The sequence below is a fragment of the Ramlibacter sp. genome, from assembly GCF_050250995.1.
Taxonomy (GTDB): Bacteria; Pseudomonadota; Gammaproteobacteria; order Burkholderiales; family Burkholderiaceae_C; genus Ramlibacter.
The window spans coordinates 1-13,853 of sequence record NZ_JBFWNP010000084.1 but is presented as its reverse complement, the minus strand read 5'-3'; the positions used below and the strand labels follow the sequence as shown (position 1 = coordinate 13,853).

Annotated in this window: 19 protein-coding genes; 8 read left to right on the top strand and 11 right to left on the bottom strand. The window is 66.6% G+C overall.

Features of this window, described 5'->3' with window-relative positions:
- The 11 genes from AB7E83_RS27390 to AB7E83_RS27340 all read right to left on the bottom strand — a co-directional run.
- Positions 1–763, bottom strand: a 763-nt coding sequence (locus AB7E83_RS27390; protein WP_428574566.1) for a DUF6731 family protein, incomplete at its 3' end; no start/stop codon positions are given.
- A gap of 218 nt (positions 764–981) precedes the next feature.
- Positions 982–1,899: a hypothetical protein gene (locus AB7E83_RS27385; protein WP_428574564.1), complete on the bottom strand. Its 918-nt coding sequence runs from the start codon at positions 1,897–1,899 to the stop codon at positions 982–984.
- Complete coding sequence (locus AB7E83_RS27380) at positions 1,877–3,394, bottom strand: hypothetical protein (protein ID WP_428574562.1); 1,518 nt, start codon at positions 3,392–3,394, stop codon at positions 1,877–1,879. Before AB7E83_RS27380 ends, AB7E83_RS27385 begins: the two co-directional genes overlap by 23 nt.
- Positions 3,394–5,061 (bottom strand): phage terminase large subunit, encoded by a 1,668-nt coding sequence (gene terL, locus AB7E83_RS27375; RefSeq protein ID WP_428574560.1) that lies wholly within the window; start codon positions 5,059–5,061, stop codon positions 3,394–3,396. Before terL ends, AB7E83_RS27380 begins: the two co-directional genes overlap by 1 nt.
- A gap of 12 nt (positions 5,062–5,073) precedes the next feature.
- A complete protein-coding gene (locus AB7E83_RS27370) occupies positions 5,074–5,574 on the bottom strand; it encodes a DUF1804 family protein (protein WP_428574558.1) in 501 nt (166 codons plus the stop codon).
- Complete coding sequence (locus AB7E83_RS27365; RefSeq protein WP_428574556.1) at positions 5,574–5,852, bottom strand: hypothetical protein; 279 nt, start codon at positions 5,850–5,852, stop codon at positions 5,574–5,576. The genes AB7E83_RS27370 and AB7E83_RS27365 overlap by 1 nt, the downstream gene beginning before the upstream one ends.
- Positions 5,849–6,448 (bottom strand): hypothetical protein, encoded by a 600-nt coding sequence (locus tag AB7E83_RS27360; RefSeq protein ID WP_428574554.1) that lies wholly within the window; start codon positions 6,446–6,448, stop codon positions 5,849–5,851. Before AB7E83_RS27360 ends, AB7E83_RS27365 begins: the two co-directional genes overlap by 4 nt.
- The gene (locus tag AB7E83_RS27355) at positions 6,445–6,663 is read right to left on the bottom strand and encodes a hypothetical protein (RefSeq protein WP_428574552.1); all 219 of its coding nucleotides are present in this window, start codon (positions 6,661–6,663) and stop codon (positions 6,445–6,447) included. The genes AB7E83_RS27360 and AB7E83_RS27355 overlap by 4 nt, the downstream gene beginning before the upstream one ends.
- The gene (locus AB7E83_RS27350; RefSeq protein ID WP_428574550.1) at positions 6,663–7,232 is read right to left on the bottom strand and encodes a glycoside hydrolase family protein; all 570 of its coding nucleotides are present in this window, start codon (positions 7,230–7,232) and stop codon (positions 6,663–6,665) included. Before AB7E83_RS27350 ends, AB7E83_RS27355 begins: the two co-directional genes overlap by 1 nt.
- Positions 7,233–7,792: 560 nt before the next feature.
- A complete protein-coding gene (locus AB7E83_RS27345) occupies positions 7,793–8,002 on the bottom strand; it encodes a hypothetical protein (protein WP_428574548.1) in 210 nt (69 codons plus the stop codon).
- 13 nt (positions 8,003–8,015) lie between these two features.
- Positions 8,016–8,363, bottom strand: a complete 348-nt coding sequence (locus AB7E83_RS27340; RefSeq protein ID WP_428574546.1) for a helix-turn-helix domain-containing protein — start codon at positions 8,361–8,363, stop codon at positions 8,016–8,018.
- Between the two features lie 87 nt (positions 8,364–8,450).
- On the opposite strand from AB7E83_RS27340, the gene AB7E83_RS27335 reads away from it, so the two are divergent.
- From AB7E83_RS27335 to AB7E83_RS27300, 8 genes are all read left to right on the top strand, one after another.
- On the top strand, positions 8,451–8,726 hold the full coding sequence (locus tag AB7E83_RS27335; protein ID WP_428574544.1) for a DNA-binding protein: 276 nt from the start codon (positions 8,451–8,453) through the stop codon (positions 8,724–8,726).
- Positions 8,723–9,097 carry a hypothetical protein gene (locus tag AB7E83_RS27330; RefSeq protein WP_428574542.1) on the top strand — a complete coding sequence of 125 codons (375 nt, stop codon included), beginning with the start codon at positions 8,723–8,725 and terminating at the stop codon, positions 9,095–9,097. The genes AB7E83_RS27335 and AB7E83_RS27330 overlap by 4 nt, the downstream gene beginning before the upstream one ends.
- The gene (locus AB7E83_RS27325) at positions 9,094–9,417 is read left to right on the top strand and encodes a hypothetical protein (protein ID WP_428574540.1); all 324 of its coding nucleotides are present in this window, start codon (positions 9,094–9,096) and stop codon (positions 9,415–9,417) included. The genes AB7E83_RS27330 and AB7E83_RS27325 overlap by 4 nt, the downstream gene beginning before the upstream one ends.
- Positions 9,414–11,579, top strand: coding sequence for a Mu transposase C-terminal domain-containing protein (locus tag AB7E83_RS27320; RefSeq protein WP_428574538.1), 2,166 nt, complete (start codon positions 9,414–9,416; stop codon positions 11,577–11,579). The genes AB7E83_RS27325 and AB7E83_RS27320 overlap by 4 nt, the downstream gene beginning before the upstream one ends.
- Positions 11,580–11,649: 70 nt before the next feature.
- A complete protein-coding gene (locus AB7E83_RS27315; RefSeq protein WP_428574536.1) occupies positions 11,650–12,387 on the top strand; it encodes an AAA family ATPase in 738 nt (245 codons plus the stop codon).
- A 3-nt stretch (positions 12,388–12,390) separates the two neighbouring features.
- Entirely contained in the window at positions 12,391–13,014 is a 624-nt protein-coding gene (locus tag AB7E83_RS27310; protein WP_428574534.1) for a hypothetical protein, read from the top strand.
- The gene (locus tag AB7E83_RS27305; protein WP_428574532.1) at positions 13,014–13,439 is read left to right on the top strand and encodes a hypothetical protein; all 426 of its coding nucleotides are present in this window, start codon (positions 13,014–13,016) and stop codon (positions 13,437–13,439) included. The genes AB7E83_RS27310 and AB7E83_RS27305 overlap by 1 nt, the downstream gene beginning before the upstream one ends.
- Positions 13,440–13,450: 11 nt before the next feature.
- Positions 13,451–13,732 (top strand): hypothetical protein, encoded by a 282-nt coding sequence (locus AB7E83_RS27300; RefSeq protein WP_428574530.1) that lies wholly within the window; start codon positions 13,451–13,453, stop codon positions 13,730–13,732.
- Positions 13,733–13,853 lie beyond the last annotated feature (121 nt).

Genomic DNA, 13,853 nt, shown 5'->3' with positions numbered 1-13,853 from the left:
CGGTATCAGGGTAGCGCTGCTTGAGTCGGTGATGAATGAGGTCGAGCATGATGTCGCGCTCGCCATCGGGGTCCTCACCTTTGACTTTGAGGACGGTCACCGCCTGTCTTCTGACCAGTTTGCCGACCATCTCCTTGACGGCGTTGACATCCAGGGAGCGTCCTCGCTGCCTTCGCTCATTCGCAATGAGCTCGAAGCTGATCCGGTGTGCTCCGGCAGGTCGGGCGGCGCGGGCGAGTGCGAGACTGGTGGCCGTCCCCGCAATTCCGAGCGCGTCGACTGACGCAGTGACTTCGACCGTCGAGATGCGGTCCATTCGGCTTAGCGTCCTCATGGTGTGGGCCTCGAGCACGGGCTCTGCATTGAAGTCCCACATTTGGTTCCCTGGATCAACGGCATTGAAGTAGCTCATCATCCGGTTCGGACCCACGCCGACGGCGTTGTTCAGAACCAAGAGCCACTTCTTTTTGCCGACGTACATCGCTGCGGTTTCTTCGCCAAAGTTCTCGTTTTCCTCCATATCGATGTCATCGATGGGACGATCCTCGGTGAGCTTGCCGGGGCCGATTTCGCGCTTGCGAGCGAAGTCCAGGAAATACACGCGCTCCAGTGTTTTGGGCTTATGTATGTCGTCGAGGCGAATGTCCGCGCGCCAGCGCTCTTCAAGTGGCAGCGCCTGGAAAGTCTCGATGATGTCGCTGAGCGGAGGGGTATCGTCCCCGCTGCTGACGTCGAACAGGGTTACCACCACTTCTTTCGCCATCGATCCCTCCTAGTCTGATTGGGAAACTGTAACTCGGCTGTTCTGCCGCTGTAACTGCCGTTTCCCCGGAGTGACCGGACTTGCTGAGCTTCCTCGACCTTGGAAATGCCGAACCGTCGCGAGTTAAAGCGTGGTTAAAGTGGGTCGGCGGAAAAGTCGGGGGGGTGGTAGCCAAAACGGGGTCGCGCGGCTCCTAGGCCCCAAAATCCGAGCCCGCTTTAACTTTGCCGCAGGCCGGCCTTCTTGGCCGCGAAGTCGATCGCGGCCTTCCGCCCATCCAGGCGCAGCTCCTGCTCGCTGAACGGCTTCGCGCCGGGCGTCGTCATCTCCCACGTCGCGCGGTAGGGCAGCGCCAGGCAGCCGCAGTTGATCACCTCCTCGACAGGCGCGCTCGGGTCGTGCGGGTGCATCAGGCGCACCGGGCCGTCGTGCCCGGGCAGCACGAACGGCTTGTCGACGTCCTGGACCTGGCCGTCGGCCGCGTCGTGGTTCCACCGGCTGTGGATCTTGCCGCTGCGCCGCCACTGCTTCTTCAGCCCGGGCAGGAGCTGCGCGGCCTGCTGCAGGCGCTTGAAGCTCGCGATCGCGAACGAGCGACCCACCTCGGTGCGCACGATCGTGCTCGCCCGCTGGGCGCTCTCGGCGCCGAGCACCTGCTGCACGGACTGGATGGCCTTGAAAGGCGTCTGCGCGCCGAGCGTGACGAGACTGAGCTGGTTGCCGATCTTGCGCGAAGCCTCGCGCCCGACGTCCTTCAGGCGCAGCGCCGTAAACCTGCGCAGCTGCTGCAGGACGCCAGCATCGAGCGTCGGCAGCTGCAGTTCCACGTTCGCGCCGGCCGCTGCGAGCGGCTTGTCGATGAAGTCCTCGCCCTGCTGCCAGGCGGTGCGCAGGCCCGAGTCGGCCGCGATCGCGGCGCGGCCGGTGGCAGCGTCCAGAATCTCTTCGAGCTGCTGCAGCACCTGCGTGAGCTGCCAGCGCTCCCAGTCCGCCGGCTGGCCGGCGAGCACCTGCAGGATCTGCTCGCGCGCGCCCTTCAGCTCCGCGATGACACGCTGATCGGTCGCGAGCAGGGTGCCGGCGCGCTCGCGCAGCCGCTCCCGCAGCGCCGCTTCAAGCGCCTGCTGCGGCGTCATCGGTCACCGCCGGCTTCGCCTTCCCGTCCTTGAGCGCCTGGCGCAGATCATCGGGCAGGTTGAAGGAGTCGGCCGCCGCTTTCTTCTTGCCGCGGTCTTCGTGCTCGGCGCGCGCCTTCTCGAGCTCCGCGGCCGCGTCGATCTCCTGGCCGAAGCGGCCCGCGATGTCGGCGATGAGCTGCAGGCCGCGCTCCTGCGTGAGCAGGCCGTTGTCGATCATGAGGATCACCGACGTCGACACCTGGCTCATGGCCGCGGCGAACTTCGTCAGGTCCTTGTTCGCGAGCTCGGGGAAGACGGCCGTCACCTTCCACTTCTCGTCGCCCCAGTCCGGCGCGCCGGTTCGCAGGGACTTCCACAGCACGAAGCGGCCGATTTCCTCGAGCATCAGCTTCAGCATGCTCTGGCGCGCGGTGTACACCTTGAAGGTCGGCTCGCCCATCTCGCTCGCCGCGGCGCGGTTCACGTCGCCGCCGCCGCCGAACCAGTGCTCGGGCACGGTCGCGCCGCCCAGGACGTGGTTGCGCAGCAGCCGCGCGCTCTCGGCGGTGTCCGCCGCCTGCAGCTCCGGCGACACCGCCTTCAACTCCACCGACTCGTTGTGAACGAACTTGCTGTTGGCCTCGGGCGCCTTGAACTCCCGGTCGAACTTCTTCACGGCGTCGTCGTCCGAGCCCTTCAGCGTCACGTCCCACACGAAGCTGCGCAGGTAGCCGATCCGATCCAGCTCGTTGAAGAGAAACTCGTCGTACGCATCGAGCCAGTCCATCTGCCCGAGCAGGTCGCTGCGCCCGCGCGAGCCGTCGGGGAACTTGTTGACCTGGTACAGCATGCACTCGCCGTCGACGAAGTCCTCGGTGCGGATCTTCGTGGTGCGCTCGGTGAAGAGGTCCGCGTCCTCGCCCAGGACGACGACACGGTACTTCCAGTACTTCCCATGCACGTCCCGCTTCGTGATGACGCCGATCGGCTGCTCGGGGTTGTCCGGGTCCATCACGACCGTGCCGATGCTGCGCGGGTCGAGATAGCCCAGGCGCACGAAGCCGCTGCCCGCGTTGACGCGCGTGATGTAGCACTGCTCGCCGAGCAGGGCGAGGGCGCGCACGCGCGCGGGCAGCTTCAGCGGCCAGTTGTTGATCGGGTCGTTCCAGAAGGCGTCGAGCAGCTTCTGGTGCGCGGGGTCCTTGCACTGAAGCGAGACGCCCTCGGCCACCAGGTAGGCCAGCGGGATCTCGACCAGGCGGTTGGCCAGCAGGTTGCTCTGCCACAGCCACTCCGCGAGCTTGGCCATGCGGTCCTGCGCGATCGGCGTCAGGTCGCGGTCGTTGTACTTGCTCAGGCCATCGCCGGTCAGCCGGCGCCATCCGGCCTCGTCCTCGCTCTGGCTGCTCGCGGCTTCGACGACGCGCGTCTCGGTGTCGGCCGGCTCGGCGGCGCTCGCCTGCGCAAAACCGGCGACCGCGAGCAGCCTTGCCCACATGGATACCTTGCCCATCATCGAGCTCCTCTGAACATGCGTTTCGCCGCGCGGCCGTACCGGGCGCGCGCGCTTTGTTGGTCGGTGGTCCCGCCGCTCTGCACGGCCGCGATCTGCCCCGTGACGCAGAGCATCCACAGCATGCAGACCATGTCCGGCCCGTCGTCGTGGTCGGCCTTGGGGAAGTGGCGGAACTGATCGAGCAGCGTGAGCTGGCTCGAATGCAGGCGGATCAGGCCGTTGTGCATGTGCGGCTGCAGCGCCTCGATCCGCATGATCTTGTCGATGATCGGCACCAGCATGCGCACGGGGACGGGCACGCCTTCCTTCGCGCTGCGCTTGATCAGCTCGGTCGCGAGGAACTCCTGGAACTGCACCGTCTCCACGCCCCAGAGCAGGCACTTGTATTCGCGCTGCACCTCGATGATGTCGCTGATGATGCGATCGGGAACGCGCTTCTTGATCTTCGCTTCCACGACGTCCATCACGCCGGTCTCGCGGTTGTGCCCGGCCACGCCGATCGCGCTCGGGTCGCGACCCGCCCCCTTCTTGCCGAGCGAAGGATCGCACGCGCCGTAGAAGATCCACTCGGCCAGGCGGTTGACCCAGAAGCGGATCGAGTTCACGAAAGGCGCGTCGTCGCCGCTCGTGGGGTCGTTCTGCTGCTCGCTGTCGAACGCGTCGTGACCCTCGCGGGCGCGCTTGATCATCAGCTTCACCAGCGGCCTCACCGCGGGCCAGCTGACGATCGAGTCGCGGTCCATCTCCGGGCGGTTCTGGCCGTACAGCGCCATCGCCGCGGCGAGGCCGTCCTGCGGGTTCTCCGCGTTCAGCAGCAGCCCCTCGAACTGCTCCCACAGCTCCATGTTCGCGGGCCACTGGATGATGGCCTTGAACACCTTGCGGTTCCACAGCGGGTTGCGCAGGAAGCGCTTCAGCACGCTGTCGTGGTGCAGCACCGTGCCGACGATGATCGCGTCCATGCTGTCGTCGGGCGGCCCGAGGTTCAGCACGCCCTTGGTGACGAACTTCTCGAGCTTGTCGCGCTGCGCGGGCGTGGTGACGTTCTCGTCGTTCTCGATGTCGTCCAGGATGGCGAGGTCGGGCCGGTGCGGGCCGTGACGCCGGCCGCGGATTTTCTTCGCGCTGCCGAACGCCTCGACCTTGCGGCCGCTGGCTGTAACGATCACACCCGCGCGCCACACCTTGCCCTGGCCGCAGGCCTCGGGAAAGTCGCCGATGAGCCGTTGGTTCGAGTCGAGCTCCGCCTTCACCGCCTCGAGCATCTCCGCGGCCTGCTCGAAGGCGTCCATCACGATGATCGGGTACCACTTCGCCTCGGTGATCAGGCACCACAGCACGAAGGACATCGAGATCTTCGTGGACTTCGCCTCGCCGCGGGGCGCCGCGATCGCGTCTCGCTGGCCGCTGGCCGCATGCACGATCCGGGGCAGGCGCTCGTACAGGTACTCGTGCAGCGCGCTCGGCGCGGCGGTGCCGTAGTGCGGGAAGTACGTCGAGTCGAAGTAGCGGAACCCGTTGACCTCGTCGAACACCTTCCGGCGGCGCTCGGCGACCGCCTCGGGGCTGATATCCCAGCCTTCGAGGTTGGCGTCGATCTGGCGGCGCAGCGCCTCCGCCAGCGCGGCCAGCCCGTCGAGCAGCTCCTTCTTGTTTTTCGCCATCGGCGTCTCGCGCTAGGCGTAGGCCTTGGCAAGTTCCTCGCCGAAGGGCTCGAGGATCTGCACGAGCGCTGGAACGTTCTTCGGGTACTTCGCCTGCGTGAACTGCGCCAGGCGCTGCAGCACGTCCAGGCCGATGGCCTGCCGGTTCAGGTCCGGTGCGAGCCGCTTGAAGCTGTTCATCGTCTTGTTGAAGCTGTCGCTCATGCTCGCGAGGATCTCCGCGCGCTGCAGCGGCTGCAGCTCGGTGTTCTCGCGCAGCATCTTCATGGTCGCCTGGTGCTGCAGCAGGTAGTCCTCGAGCAGCTGCTTCGACAGGTTCGTGAACGTCTCGTCCCCCAGCGCCACGGCCGCGCGGGACGTGTCCCAGTCGTCGCCTTGCGCTGCGGCCTCCTGCTTCCAGCGGTTGCCCGTGCTCTTGGGCACGCCGAGCTTCGTGCATGCCGTCTCCATCGGCAGGCGCTGGTAGACGTACAGGCCGCGCAGCTGCGTGCGCTTTTCCTTGCCGTGTGCCATCAGGGAGTCGGGCCGCCCCGCCCCAGCCACTGCTTGATGCCTTCGATGATGAGCGCCGTGCCGACGGCCATCGCGCCGCCGGAGACCGCGCCCATCACCGCCGCCTTCTGCTCCACGGTGCGCAGGCGCGAGTCCATGCCGTCGAATCTGTCGTCGACCTTCTTCTCGAAGGCGTCCATGCGCCGGTTCTGCAGGTCCTGGCCGTCCTTCAACGACTGCACCAGCCCGTGAATCTGCCCGAGCAAGAGCAACTCCTGCGTGCGTGCCTGGTCGCTCATTGCTTTCCTCCCTTGATGAAGTCGATCAGCCGCTGGTGCCGGAGACGATCTTCGGCGCAGAGCTTGGCGTTGAGAGCCTGGTTGTCCCAGGCCTCGGCGAGGCCGATGCCGGCGTCAGCGGCACAGGCACCCTCGGAGGGGTCAGCAAGTCCGCAGGGACCCGAAGGGGTGTCACGCCCGAGGAGGGCGGAGTTCCACATCCAGACAGCCCCATGAGACAGAGCAGGATCGTCGCGATGAAGTACTTCGCAGGCCGCGGCTGCGACTTGCTGTTCGCTCGCGACGGCGACGGGTTGCTCCACCGCGCGTTTCGCGACGATGGGTCGTGTGCGCTTGTACGCATTGAAAGCTCCTTCGAGTTCGTCCCTTTTGATTCGCGCGTCGAGCAGCTCCGCCTGGTAGGCCCCGCTCGCCTTCTCGCCGCGGCGCTGTTCGGCCAGGTCGCGGGCGCGGGCGTCCTGCTCGCGCTTGAGTTCCTTCGCCTTCCACGCGTTGTCCGTATGGTGCGAGCCGACCCGGTAGGCCCCGGCCGCGAGCGCGATCGCGCCGACGACAAGCAGCATCAGGACGATGAGCGTGTTGCCGCGCTGCTTCATCGCAGACCGCCGCTCAAGCCTGCGAGCAGCCAGATCGCGAGGCCGAAGAAGATCACGAGGACCAGTGCGGCGAGGTTCCATAGCGTGAGCAGCAGGCGGACCGGCTTCCATTCCTCGCGGCGGTGGCGGTAGTGGACGGCAAGCGAACTCACCAGAAACGCACAGGCGACCCAAAAGAGGACCCACAGCTCGGTCGGGACGTAGAACGCATGCATCAGCCCACCTCCGCGCCCAGGCAGCGTCGGTGCCGCTTCTGTTGCTCCAGCCACACGCCCCTGCAGCCGCGCGGCCCCCAGTTCTCGGGCTTGCTGCAATCGCGGCCGTCCTGGTAGCGGTACAGCAGCAGTGCGTTGCATGCGGCTTCGTAGTTCCCCGCCTTCAGCTCGCGCAACATCGAGGACTTGCGCCAGTTGCCACCGCCGAACTGGTAGCGCCAGTCGACGTACGTGTCGTACTCGTACTGGTACAGCTCGACGCCCTCGAGCGTGGCCTTCATCTCGGCTTCGGCGTTCTGGATGTAGGCGAAGCTGCGGTTGATCGCCTTCACCGGCGTCGTGGTGTCGCCCATGCGGACGGGCGTGCCGTCCTCGCGCGTCGTGCTCCCGAAGCCCACCGTCGGCACGTCGCCTGCGGTCGGGATGCACGCGGGGTTACACCAGCCCTCGCGGGTGGTGAGGCCGACGAAGGCCGCGGCCGAGAGGGAGATTGCCGCGACGGCCACGCGCGCGCCGCGTGTGAACGCGCCGAGTTGCCGGCGAAGCGATTGGAATCGGCTGAGCTGCATTCCCCGACTGTGCGAGGCGAGCCCCAAACGAATAAGGCCGACGCGTGTCGGCCTTATGGATGCGGAGGTCTGTTTTTTAGGTTAGCACATCGGAACGCAGCACTGATCTCCACGAGCAGACGCAATCTGCGCGACATGGCAAGGGCGATTCCCTAAGCGCATCTTCGGGTCGAAACAGACGGGCCGCGAGAAGGTGGCAATGCTCTGTGACGTCGGGGTGCCATGCGTCATTCCGCCGAGGAGGGTCGACATGGACCCCGATAACCACTCCCAACGACGCTGCTTGAACATACCCTCGGAGATTGTGAAGCTGCGCCTCCCTTGCATGTTCGCGGCGCTTGGGGAGTTCCAATTCGTATCGCTCTTGCCAGGCGGCGTCGGCAGTTGCAGCCTGAGCGGCCGTCATCAGTCGCCGCTCTCGATTTTCTGGCGTACTGCGCACGAACATGAATTCGCCGCAACGCTTGCAACGAGTCTTTCGCTGCGGAACCTTGGGCAAGGTTTCGCCGCAATTCGGACAGCTCGGAGCAACCATTTTTTTTCACGCGCCGGTATCGGCGTCATTGTTCGTCGAGCAACATTCGCATTGCGTCCACGAGGCGCTTCAGTTCTGCGGTCTTCACGCTCCCAGCGCTGGCCCGCTCACTCTCGTCTTCAAGCGACGTTGCTATTCCGCGAGTAGTGATGATTTGAATGACGTTGCCAAGCGCAACCACGTTGCCTTGGCCGCCTACAGCGATGGTCGCCGATCCCTTTTCTCTTTCTCCCACTTCGCCCCTCCCACTAGGCTTTTCGACGCCCCCTGACCACGGAAATGTTGGCGCCGATCACATTCCCACCGGCGACGACACTGTTATTGCCTCGAACGTTGACGCTGGTAGCGCGTTTCTTCGCGGTCTCGCTTCCCTCCAGCAGCTCATTCAAATCCACACCGAAGATCCTGCGCAATTGGAGTAAGTACGGTGCGTCGGGCATGCGCTTCGCCCGCTCGATGCGCGACTGCGTGGGCTGGCTAATGCCAATGGCCTCAGCAAATTGATCCATCGTCATCCCCTGATCGAGCCGTAGCTCCACGATCCGCGCGGCTATGCGGATGTCGCCGTAGTCCTTCTCGCTTGCTGGCGTGGTCATCGTCAGTAACCCCTCATTCCACTCGGAATACAGTCGACTCTTGATTCCAATTGGAATAGAGTGACTCCATTCCACCCATCGTATCCCATGACATCCCCAAAGACACGTGACCAGGTCCGAAGCGAGTTCGCCGCTGCCGGTGTCACGCTGCGCGAGTGGGCTCGCGTCCATCACGTGAGCTACGACGTCGCGAAGGCAGTGATGCAGGGCCGGCTAATGGGTGCGCGCGGCGAGGCGCACCGGGTCGCAGTTGCTCTCGGCCTCAAGAAGGGGCGAGTGGTTGCTGCGTCGGAGTTCATGCCGCCGCCGCCGAAGCAGAGAGGCTCAAGGCGGCTCACTTCCATTCCAGGAGGCCGCGGATGACGAAGCCCCGCTTCATCATGAAGGCGGTCACCGCAGTGCGACTGACAGCAGTGCGCCAATCCCGCGAAGAAGTCGTCGCGCACTTGCTTGCCCAATCGCCTGCCCCCTTCCTTGACGGCGAGTTCAAGCACGTGCCGATGAGGGCTCGGTGTCGTACAGGCGACGAACCGTGGGCGTCAATGCGACGGCGGATCATCCGCGGCTATGGGAGTACCGCGAACTTCCTCGACGCAAGCGGGCTGACCGCTTGGCAACTCCGTCAGCTGCTGGATTCGTTTGCGTACTACAGCGATACGAAGAGCTCGGTCATTGAGTGGCAGAGGCTGCTTGGTATGCCGGTGACCTTCAAGGCGCGGAGGCGCGGCGTATGACGGACAAGCCCATTCCCCTCGTAGCGGTGCGCAACGCACTGATGCTCGCCAAGGTCAAGAAGCTCTCGACGCGAACCATCGGGCGCTTCGCGGCGTACACGCAGTACCCGTCGCCATTCGGTACCACGTGCAGGGATGCCCTTCGCGGCAGGGGGCGTCTTCCCGTGCTGAATCTCAGCTTCGGCCCGATGAGCCGCGGCGACTTCGAAGGTCTGATCGCCCGGGTGCGCAGAGAGCACGGGTTGTCGGAGATTCGCAAGATCTGGCACACAGGCATGCGCGCGTTGCAGGCCGAGCTCGTGCAGGGGACGTGGCAATGAGTGTCTGGCTCACCGCCCGCGAACTCGCCGGTTTCCCCGGCATGCCGTCGACCGAATTCCGCACCCGGGAGAAGCTGCAGAAGCTCGGCGTACCCTCGCGTGCCCGCGCCGGCCGCGGCGGCGGTGTCGAGTTCGACTGCAGCCGCCTGCCCGCGCAGACGCGCACGGCTTTGATGATCGAGAAGGTCACCATCGTCGACCCCGCGATCACGGCCAACGTCGAGGGCGATGCGCTTGTCCCGGTCGAGCCGCAGCGCGACATCGCTCAAGGCCGCGAGCGGCCACCGTCTCAGTCCGAGCGCGCCGTCGCCGATGCGCGCCTGCTGCTGGTCAACCAGGTGCTCTCGCTCGAGCCCCTGCACGGCATCAAGCGCGCCGCCTCGCTCGTCGCCCTGCAGCTTGCCTCGGGCACGGCCCAAGACCTCGCCGCGGTCGCGCGCACGGCCAACCAGCGCGCCCGCGATGCGTCGGTCAGCACGCGCACCCTGCAGCGCTGGATCAGCACCTACCGGGCGCAGGGATGGTGGGGGCTGCTGCCGGCCGTGGCCGAGTCCCTTGCTGTAACCGAGGTGGGCGACGATGTCGCGGCGGTGCTCGCGCTCTATCACTCCAAGGAGGCGCGCTTCCGCAACCTGAGTCAGGCGGCGCAGGATGTGACGAAGCGGCTCAAGCGGCCCGTCGACGCCTGGAAGCAGCTCTATGCGCGCGCGCGCCGGGCGCTTCCCAAACTGGACAAGGTCGACCTGATCAAAGCGCGGCACAGCGGCTCGGAGCGGGCCGCGCGCCTGCCTTTCAAGCGCCGCGACACGACCGTGTTGCGGCCCCTCGACGTGTGGGTATGCGACGGCCACACGTTCAAGGCGAAGGTGCGCCACCCCGACCACGGCGCGCCGTTCGCGCCAGAACTCACGGTGGTGATGGACGCGGCCACGCGCAAGATCTGCGGCTGGTCGGTGTCGCTCTCGGAGAACGTGATCGCGGTCGGCGACGCCCTGCGGCACGCCGTCGGCAACGACGGCATCCCCGCCATCATCTATTCGGACAACGGCGCGGGGCAGACGGCCAAGCAGCTCGACTGCCCCATCACCGGCGTGATCGGCCGGCTCGGCGCGGAGCACCGCACCGGCATCCCCGGCAACCCCCAGGCGCGCGGGATCATCGAACGCGCCTGGGCGAGCTGGGCGATCCCGTGCGCCAGGCAGTTCGGCAGCTACCAAGGCAAGGACGTCGATGCGGGGAGCCTGCGCAAGGTGTCGGCCGAGCTCGCGAAGGAGCAGCGTGCGCTCAAGCGCGCCGAGCACACGGGCGAGGTGATCCAGCTGTCCTCGAAGGCCCCAAGCTGGAAGCAGTTCATCGACGCGGTGGAGCGCGCCGTGGCCGACTACAACGGCGAGCACCGGCACCGCAGCCTTCCCAGGCACGAGAGCGGCCCGCACGCGGGCAAGCACATGACGCCGGCCGAGGCGTGGGCCTCGATGCTCGATCGCGAGCACCAGTTCAAGCTGAGCGACCTGGAGCTGCGGATGCTCTTCATGCCGGCGGTGCTTCGCAGTGCCAAGCGCGGCGAGGTGCAGTTCTTCAACCAGGTCTATTACAGCGCCGACCTCATGGCCGTCGACGGCCAGCAGGTGCGCGTGCATTACGACATCCACGACCCGGCGCGTGTGCAGATCTTCGACCTGCAGGGCGAGTACGTGTGCGAGGCCGGGTGGAACGCCAACCGCAAGGCGTTCTTCGCGCAGCCGGTGGTCGAGATGGCGCGGGCGAAGCGCGTCGAGACACGCATGAAGCGCCTGCAGGGGCAGATGGACCTGGCGCAGCGGGAGCTGGGTGGCGTCAGCGGCACGGCGGGGACGTACCTGCCTGCGCCGGGCCCGGCCGACGTCTTGGTGCCGCACCTGGACGGCTCGTACGAACCCGCCCTGCAGGACGCAGAGCCGCCGCCCAGCGTCGCGCCGGCCGCGGCGGGTCGCCCGTTCTTCGATACGCCCAGCGAGCGCTACGAGTGGCTGATGGGGCACCGCACCGGGTGGGATGCCGAGGACCGCGCATGGCTTGAGCAGTACGCGGCGGGCGACGAATACGAGTCGCTCGCGGAGTACTTCGCGAGCCGCGGGATCGCCTGGAAGGACGGGGAAGAAGGTTTTAGGAGTGCCCGGTGAAGGTTGCCGCCTTCACCGAGCGTGCCTGCGCATTTTTTGAGCAACGACAACAGACAGGAGCGAAGTATCCATGAAAAAGGGATTTGTCCAAACCGAGAACTTCAAGCGCCTGCGCGAGGCGGAGAAGCTGGTGGCCAAGCGCGGCGCGCGCGAGGCCGGCCTAGTCATCGTGCGCGGCGTCTACGGCATCGGCAAGAGCGAGCTGACCGAGCGCTGGGCCGTCGACAGCGGCTATGTGTTCGTCCGGGCCAAGGAGACGTGGACGAAGCGCGCGATGCTCGACGAGCTCGCCGACAAGATGGGCCTGGACAAGCGCGGGCGCAACCAGGAGGTGCAGGCACGGATCATCGGAAAGCTCGCCGTCGAGATGGTGCCGATGATCCTGGACGAGGCGGACTTCCTGATCCGCAGCACGGCCAGCCTGCTCGAGGTGCTGCGCGACATCACCGACCTGACCGGCACGATGTGCTTCCTGGTGGGCATGGAGCACTTCCCGCTGAAGGTCGCGCGCTACGGGCACATCGCAAGCCGCGTAGCCCGCGTCGTCGAACTCGATCCGCTCACGGTGGCCGATGTGAAGGCCACGATCGCCGCGAAGGCCGAAGTCGCGATCGACGACGAGCTGATCGCTCGCATCCATGCCCAGTCGAAGGGCCGCATGCGCCTGGTGCTGAATGCGGTCGCGAACATCGAGACCTGGGCGCACGCCAACGGCTGGAAGAAGGTCGAGGCGAAGCAGGTCGAGGGGAAGGTTCTCTGCACCGAATTCAACGGCCAGCAGCTCGGCAAGCGCCGCGCGGAGGTCTGATCCATGAACCCCCGCGCACGCGCCGCGCTGCCGCCGCCCGTGAAGGGCAGCGAGACCGCGCGCGAGTCGACCTATGCGGTGTTTGCCGCGATCTCCGAGCGCGCGGCGGCGCCAGGCTTCCGCTTCTCGACGGGCGACGTGCGCGAGTGGGTTCCGCACGTCACGCGGATCGACGCCGGGCGCATCACCGCGCGAATGGTGGAGCTCGGATTCGCGCGGTCCATCGATCCGAAGAAGCGCGAGCGCTTCAGCAGGTTCGTCCTCACCCGTGAAGGCTTCGCGGGTGTGCGTGCCGCGCAGCCGGGACAGCGTCGGACCGAGCCTGGCTGGCGTCAGCCCGAGCGCCCGGATTCGTTCATCGACAGGCTCTGGAAGCTGCTGCGCATGCGGCACGTGCTCGATCCCGTTACAGCGGCTTCCACGCTGGTCGATGCGGGCGAAGACGAGCGGGCGCTCAAGCGCGCAGCGCATGCCGCGTCGCAGTACCTGCGCGCCTGGGCGCGCCAGGGCTTCGTCTGCGAGTCGCGCGGGCGGGCCGGCAACGGCTGCAAGCAGTACGTGCTCCAGAAGGACGCGGCGCGCGCGCCCGTCGGCTCGAGCCGCTCCATCACCACTTCGAAGACCTGATGTCCTATCAAGATCAACCCTGGTTTGCGCTGCTCACCGAGCGGGCAAGCTCTCTTTCGCGCAAGCTCGTCGCGGGTGCGCTCGGCGTGAGCGCGCCGGTCATCAGCCAGGTGCTCAACGGCACCGGCAAGTACGGCTCGGGCGCGGCGAGCACCGACAAGCTCGCCGAGAAGGTGGTCCACACCTTCGGTCGCTTCCCGTGCCCCCATCTCACGGAGCAGTCCGCCGCGGCCGAGCCGGTGGTGATCACCGCGGAGCAATGCCGCGGGTTCGCGCATCGGCCCGTGCCCACGGGAAGCCCGCGCGACATGCAGCACTGGCAGGCCTGCAACGGCTGCACTCACAAAGCCCACACCGCCCCGCCGCAGCCGCGCGAAGTCAAGCCGCGGAAGAAGGCGACCACCTCAACCCCGGAGGCCCCATGAGGCTCATTCGCATGAAAGCCGCAGCGGCGAGCGTCGTCTGCTCTGTCCGCGTCCTGTTCAAACTGTTCGTCGGCGGCGGGCCGGTCGGCGTGTATTACACGCTCAAGCTCGCCTACCTGCGCCGCCGCCTCGCGCGGGTGAGCCTGCTGCTCACGCGCGAACGCGACCTGCACCGCGAGCACCTGGCCGCGCTCAACTACGAGCTGAACGGGCTCGTTGCCGATCAGCAGGAGACGCACCGCGCCGCGGCCGAGTACTGGCGCGCTCACTCCGCCACGGGAGCGCATTCGTGAGCGCCGAGAAGCTCGACGTCGCGAAGCGCCTAGCAGCGCAGCCCGAGGGCTTCGCGAACGGGGACTTCGCACGCGCCGCAGGAGTCAATGCCTCGGCAGCGGGCGCATACCTTTCGGCGTA

Coding starts and splice junctions, on each gene's coding strand:
- AB7E83_RS27385 (WP_428574564.1), bottom strand. CDS start 1,899: ATGACGCCGCAGCAGGCGCTTGAAGCGGCGCTGCGGGAGCGGCTGCGC.
- AB7E83_RS27380 (WP_428574562.1), bottom strand. CDS start 3,394: ATGGGCAAGGTATCCATGTGGGCAAGGCTGCTCGCGGTCGCCGGTTTT.
- terL (WP_428574560.1), bottom strand. CDS start 5,061: ATGGCGAAAAACAAGAAGGAGCTGCTCGACGGGCTGGCCGCGCTGGCG.
- AB7E83_RS27370 (WP_428574558.1), bottom strand. CDS start 5,574: ATGGCACACGGCAAGGAAAAGCGCACGCAGCTGCGCGGCCTGTACGTC.
- AB7E83_RS27365 (WP_428574556.1), bottom strand. CDS start 5,852: ATGAGCGACCAGGCACGCACGCAGGAGTTGCTCTTGCTCGGGCAGATT.
- AB7E83_RS27360 (WP_428574554.1), bottom strand. CDS start 6,448: ATGAAGCAGCGCGGCAACACGCTCATCGTCCTGATGCTGCTTGTCGTC.
- AB7E83_RS27355 (WP_428574552.1), bottom strand. CDS start 6,663: ATGCATGCGTTCTACGTCCCGACCGAGCTGTGGGTCCTCTTTTGGGTC.
- AB7E83_RS27350 (WP_428574550.1), bottom strand. CDS start 7,232: ATGCAGCTCAGCCGATTCCAATCGCTTCGCCGGCAACTCGGCGCGTTC.
- AB7E83_RS27340 (WP_428574546.1), bottom strand. CDS start 8,363: ATGACCACGCCAGCAAGCGAGAAGGACTACGGCGACATCCGCATAGCC.
- AB7E83_RS27335 (WP_428574544.1), top strand. CDS start 8,451: ATGACATCCCCAAAGACACGTGACCAGGTCCGAAGCGAGTTCGCCGCT.
- AB7E83_RS27330 (WP_428574542.1), top strand. CDS start 8,723: ATGACGAAGCCCCGCTTCATCATGAAGGCGGTCACCGCAGTGCGACTG.
- AB7E83_RS27325 (WP_428574540.1), top strand. CDS start 9,094: ATGACGGACAAGCCCATTCCCCTCGTAGCGGTGCGCAACGCACTGATG.
- AB7E83_RS27320 (WP_428574538.1), top strand. CDS start 9,414: ATGAGTGTCTGGCTCACCGCCCGCGAACTCGCCGGTTTCCCCGGCATG.
- AB7E83_RS27315 (WP_428574536.1), top strand. CDS start 11,650: ATGAAAAAGGGATTTGTCCAAACCGAGAACTTCAAGCGCCTGCGCGAG.
- AB7E83_RS27310 (WP_428574534.1), top strand. CDS start 12,391: ATGAACCCCCGCGCACGCGCCGCGCTGCCGCCGCCCGTGAAGGGCAGC.
- AB7E83_RS27305 (WP_428574532.1), top strand. CDS start 13,014: ATGTCCTATCAAGATCAACCCTGGTTTGCGCTGCTCACCGAGCGGGCA.
- AB7E83_RS27300 (WP_428574530.1), top strand. CDS start 13,451: ATGAAAGCCGCAGCGGCGAGCGTCGTCTGCTCTGTCCGCGTCCTGTTC.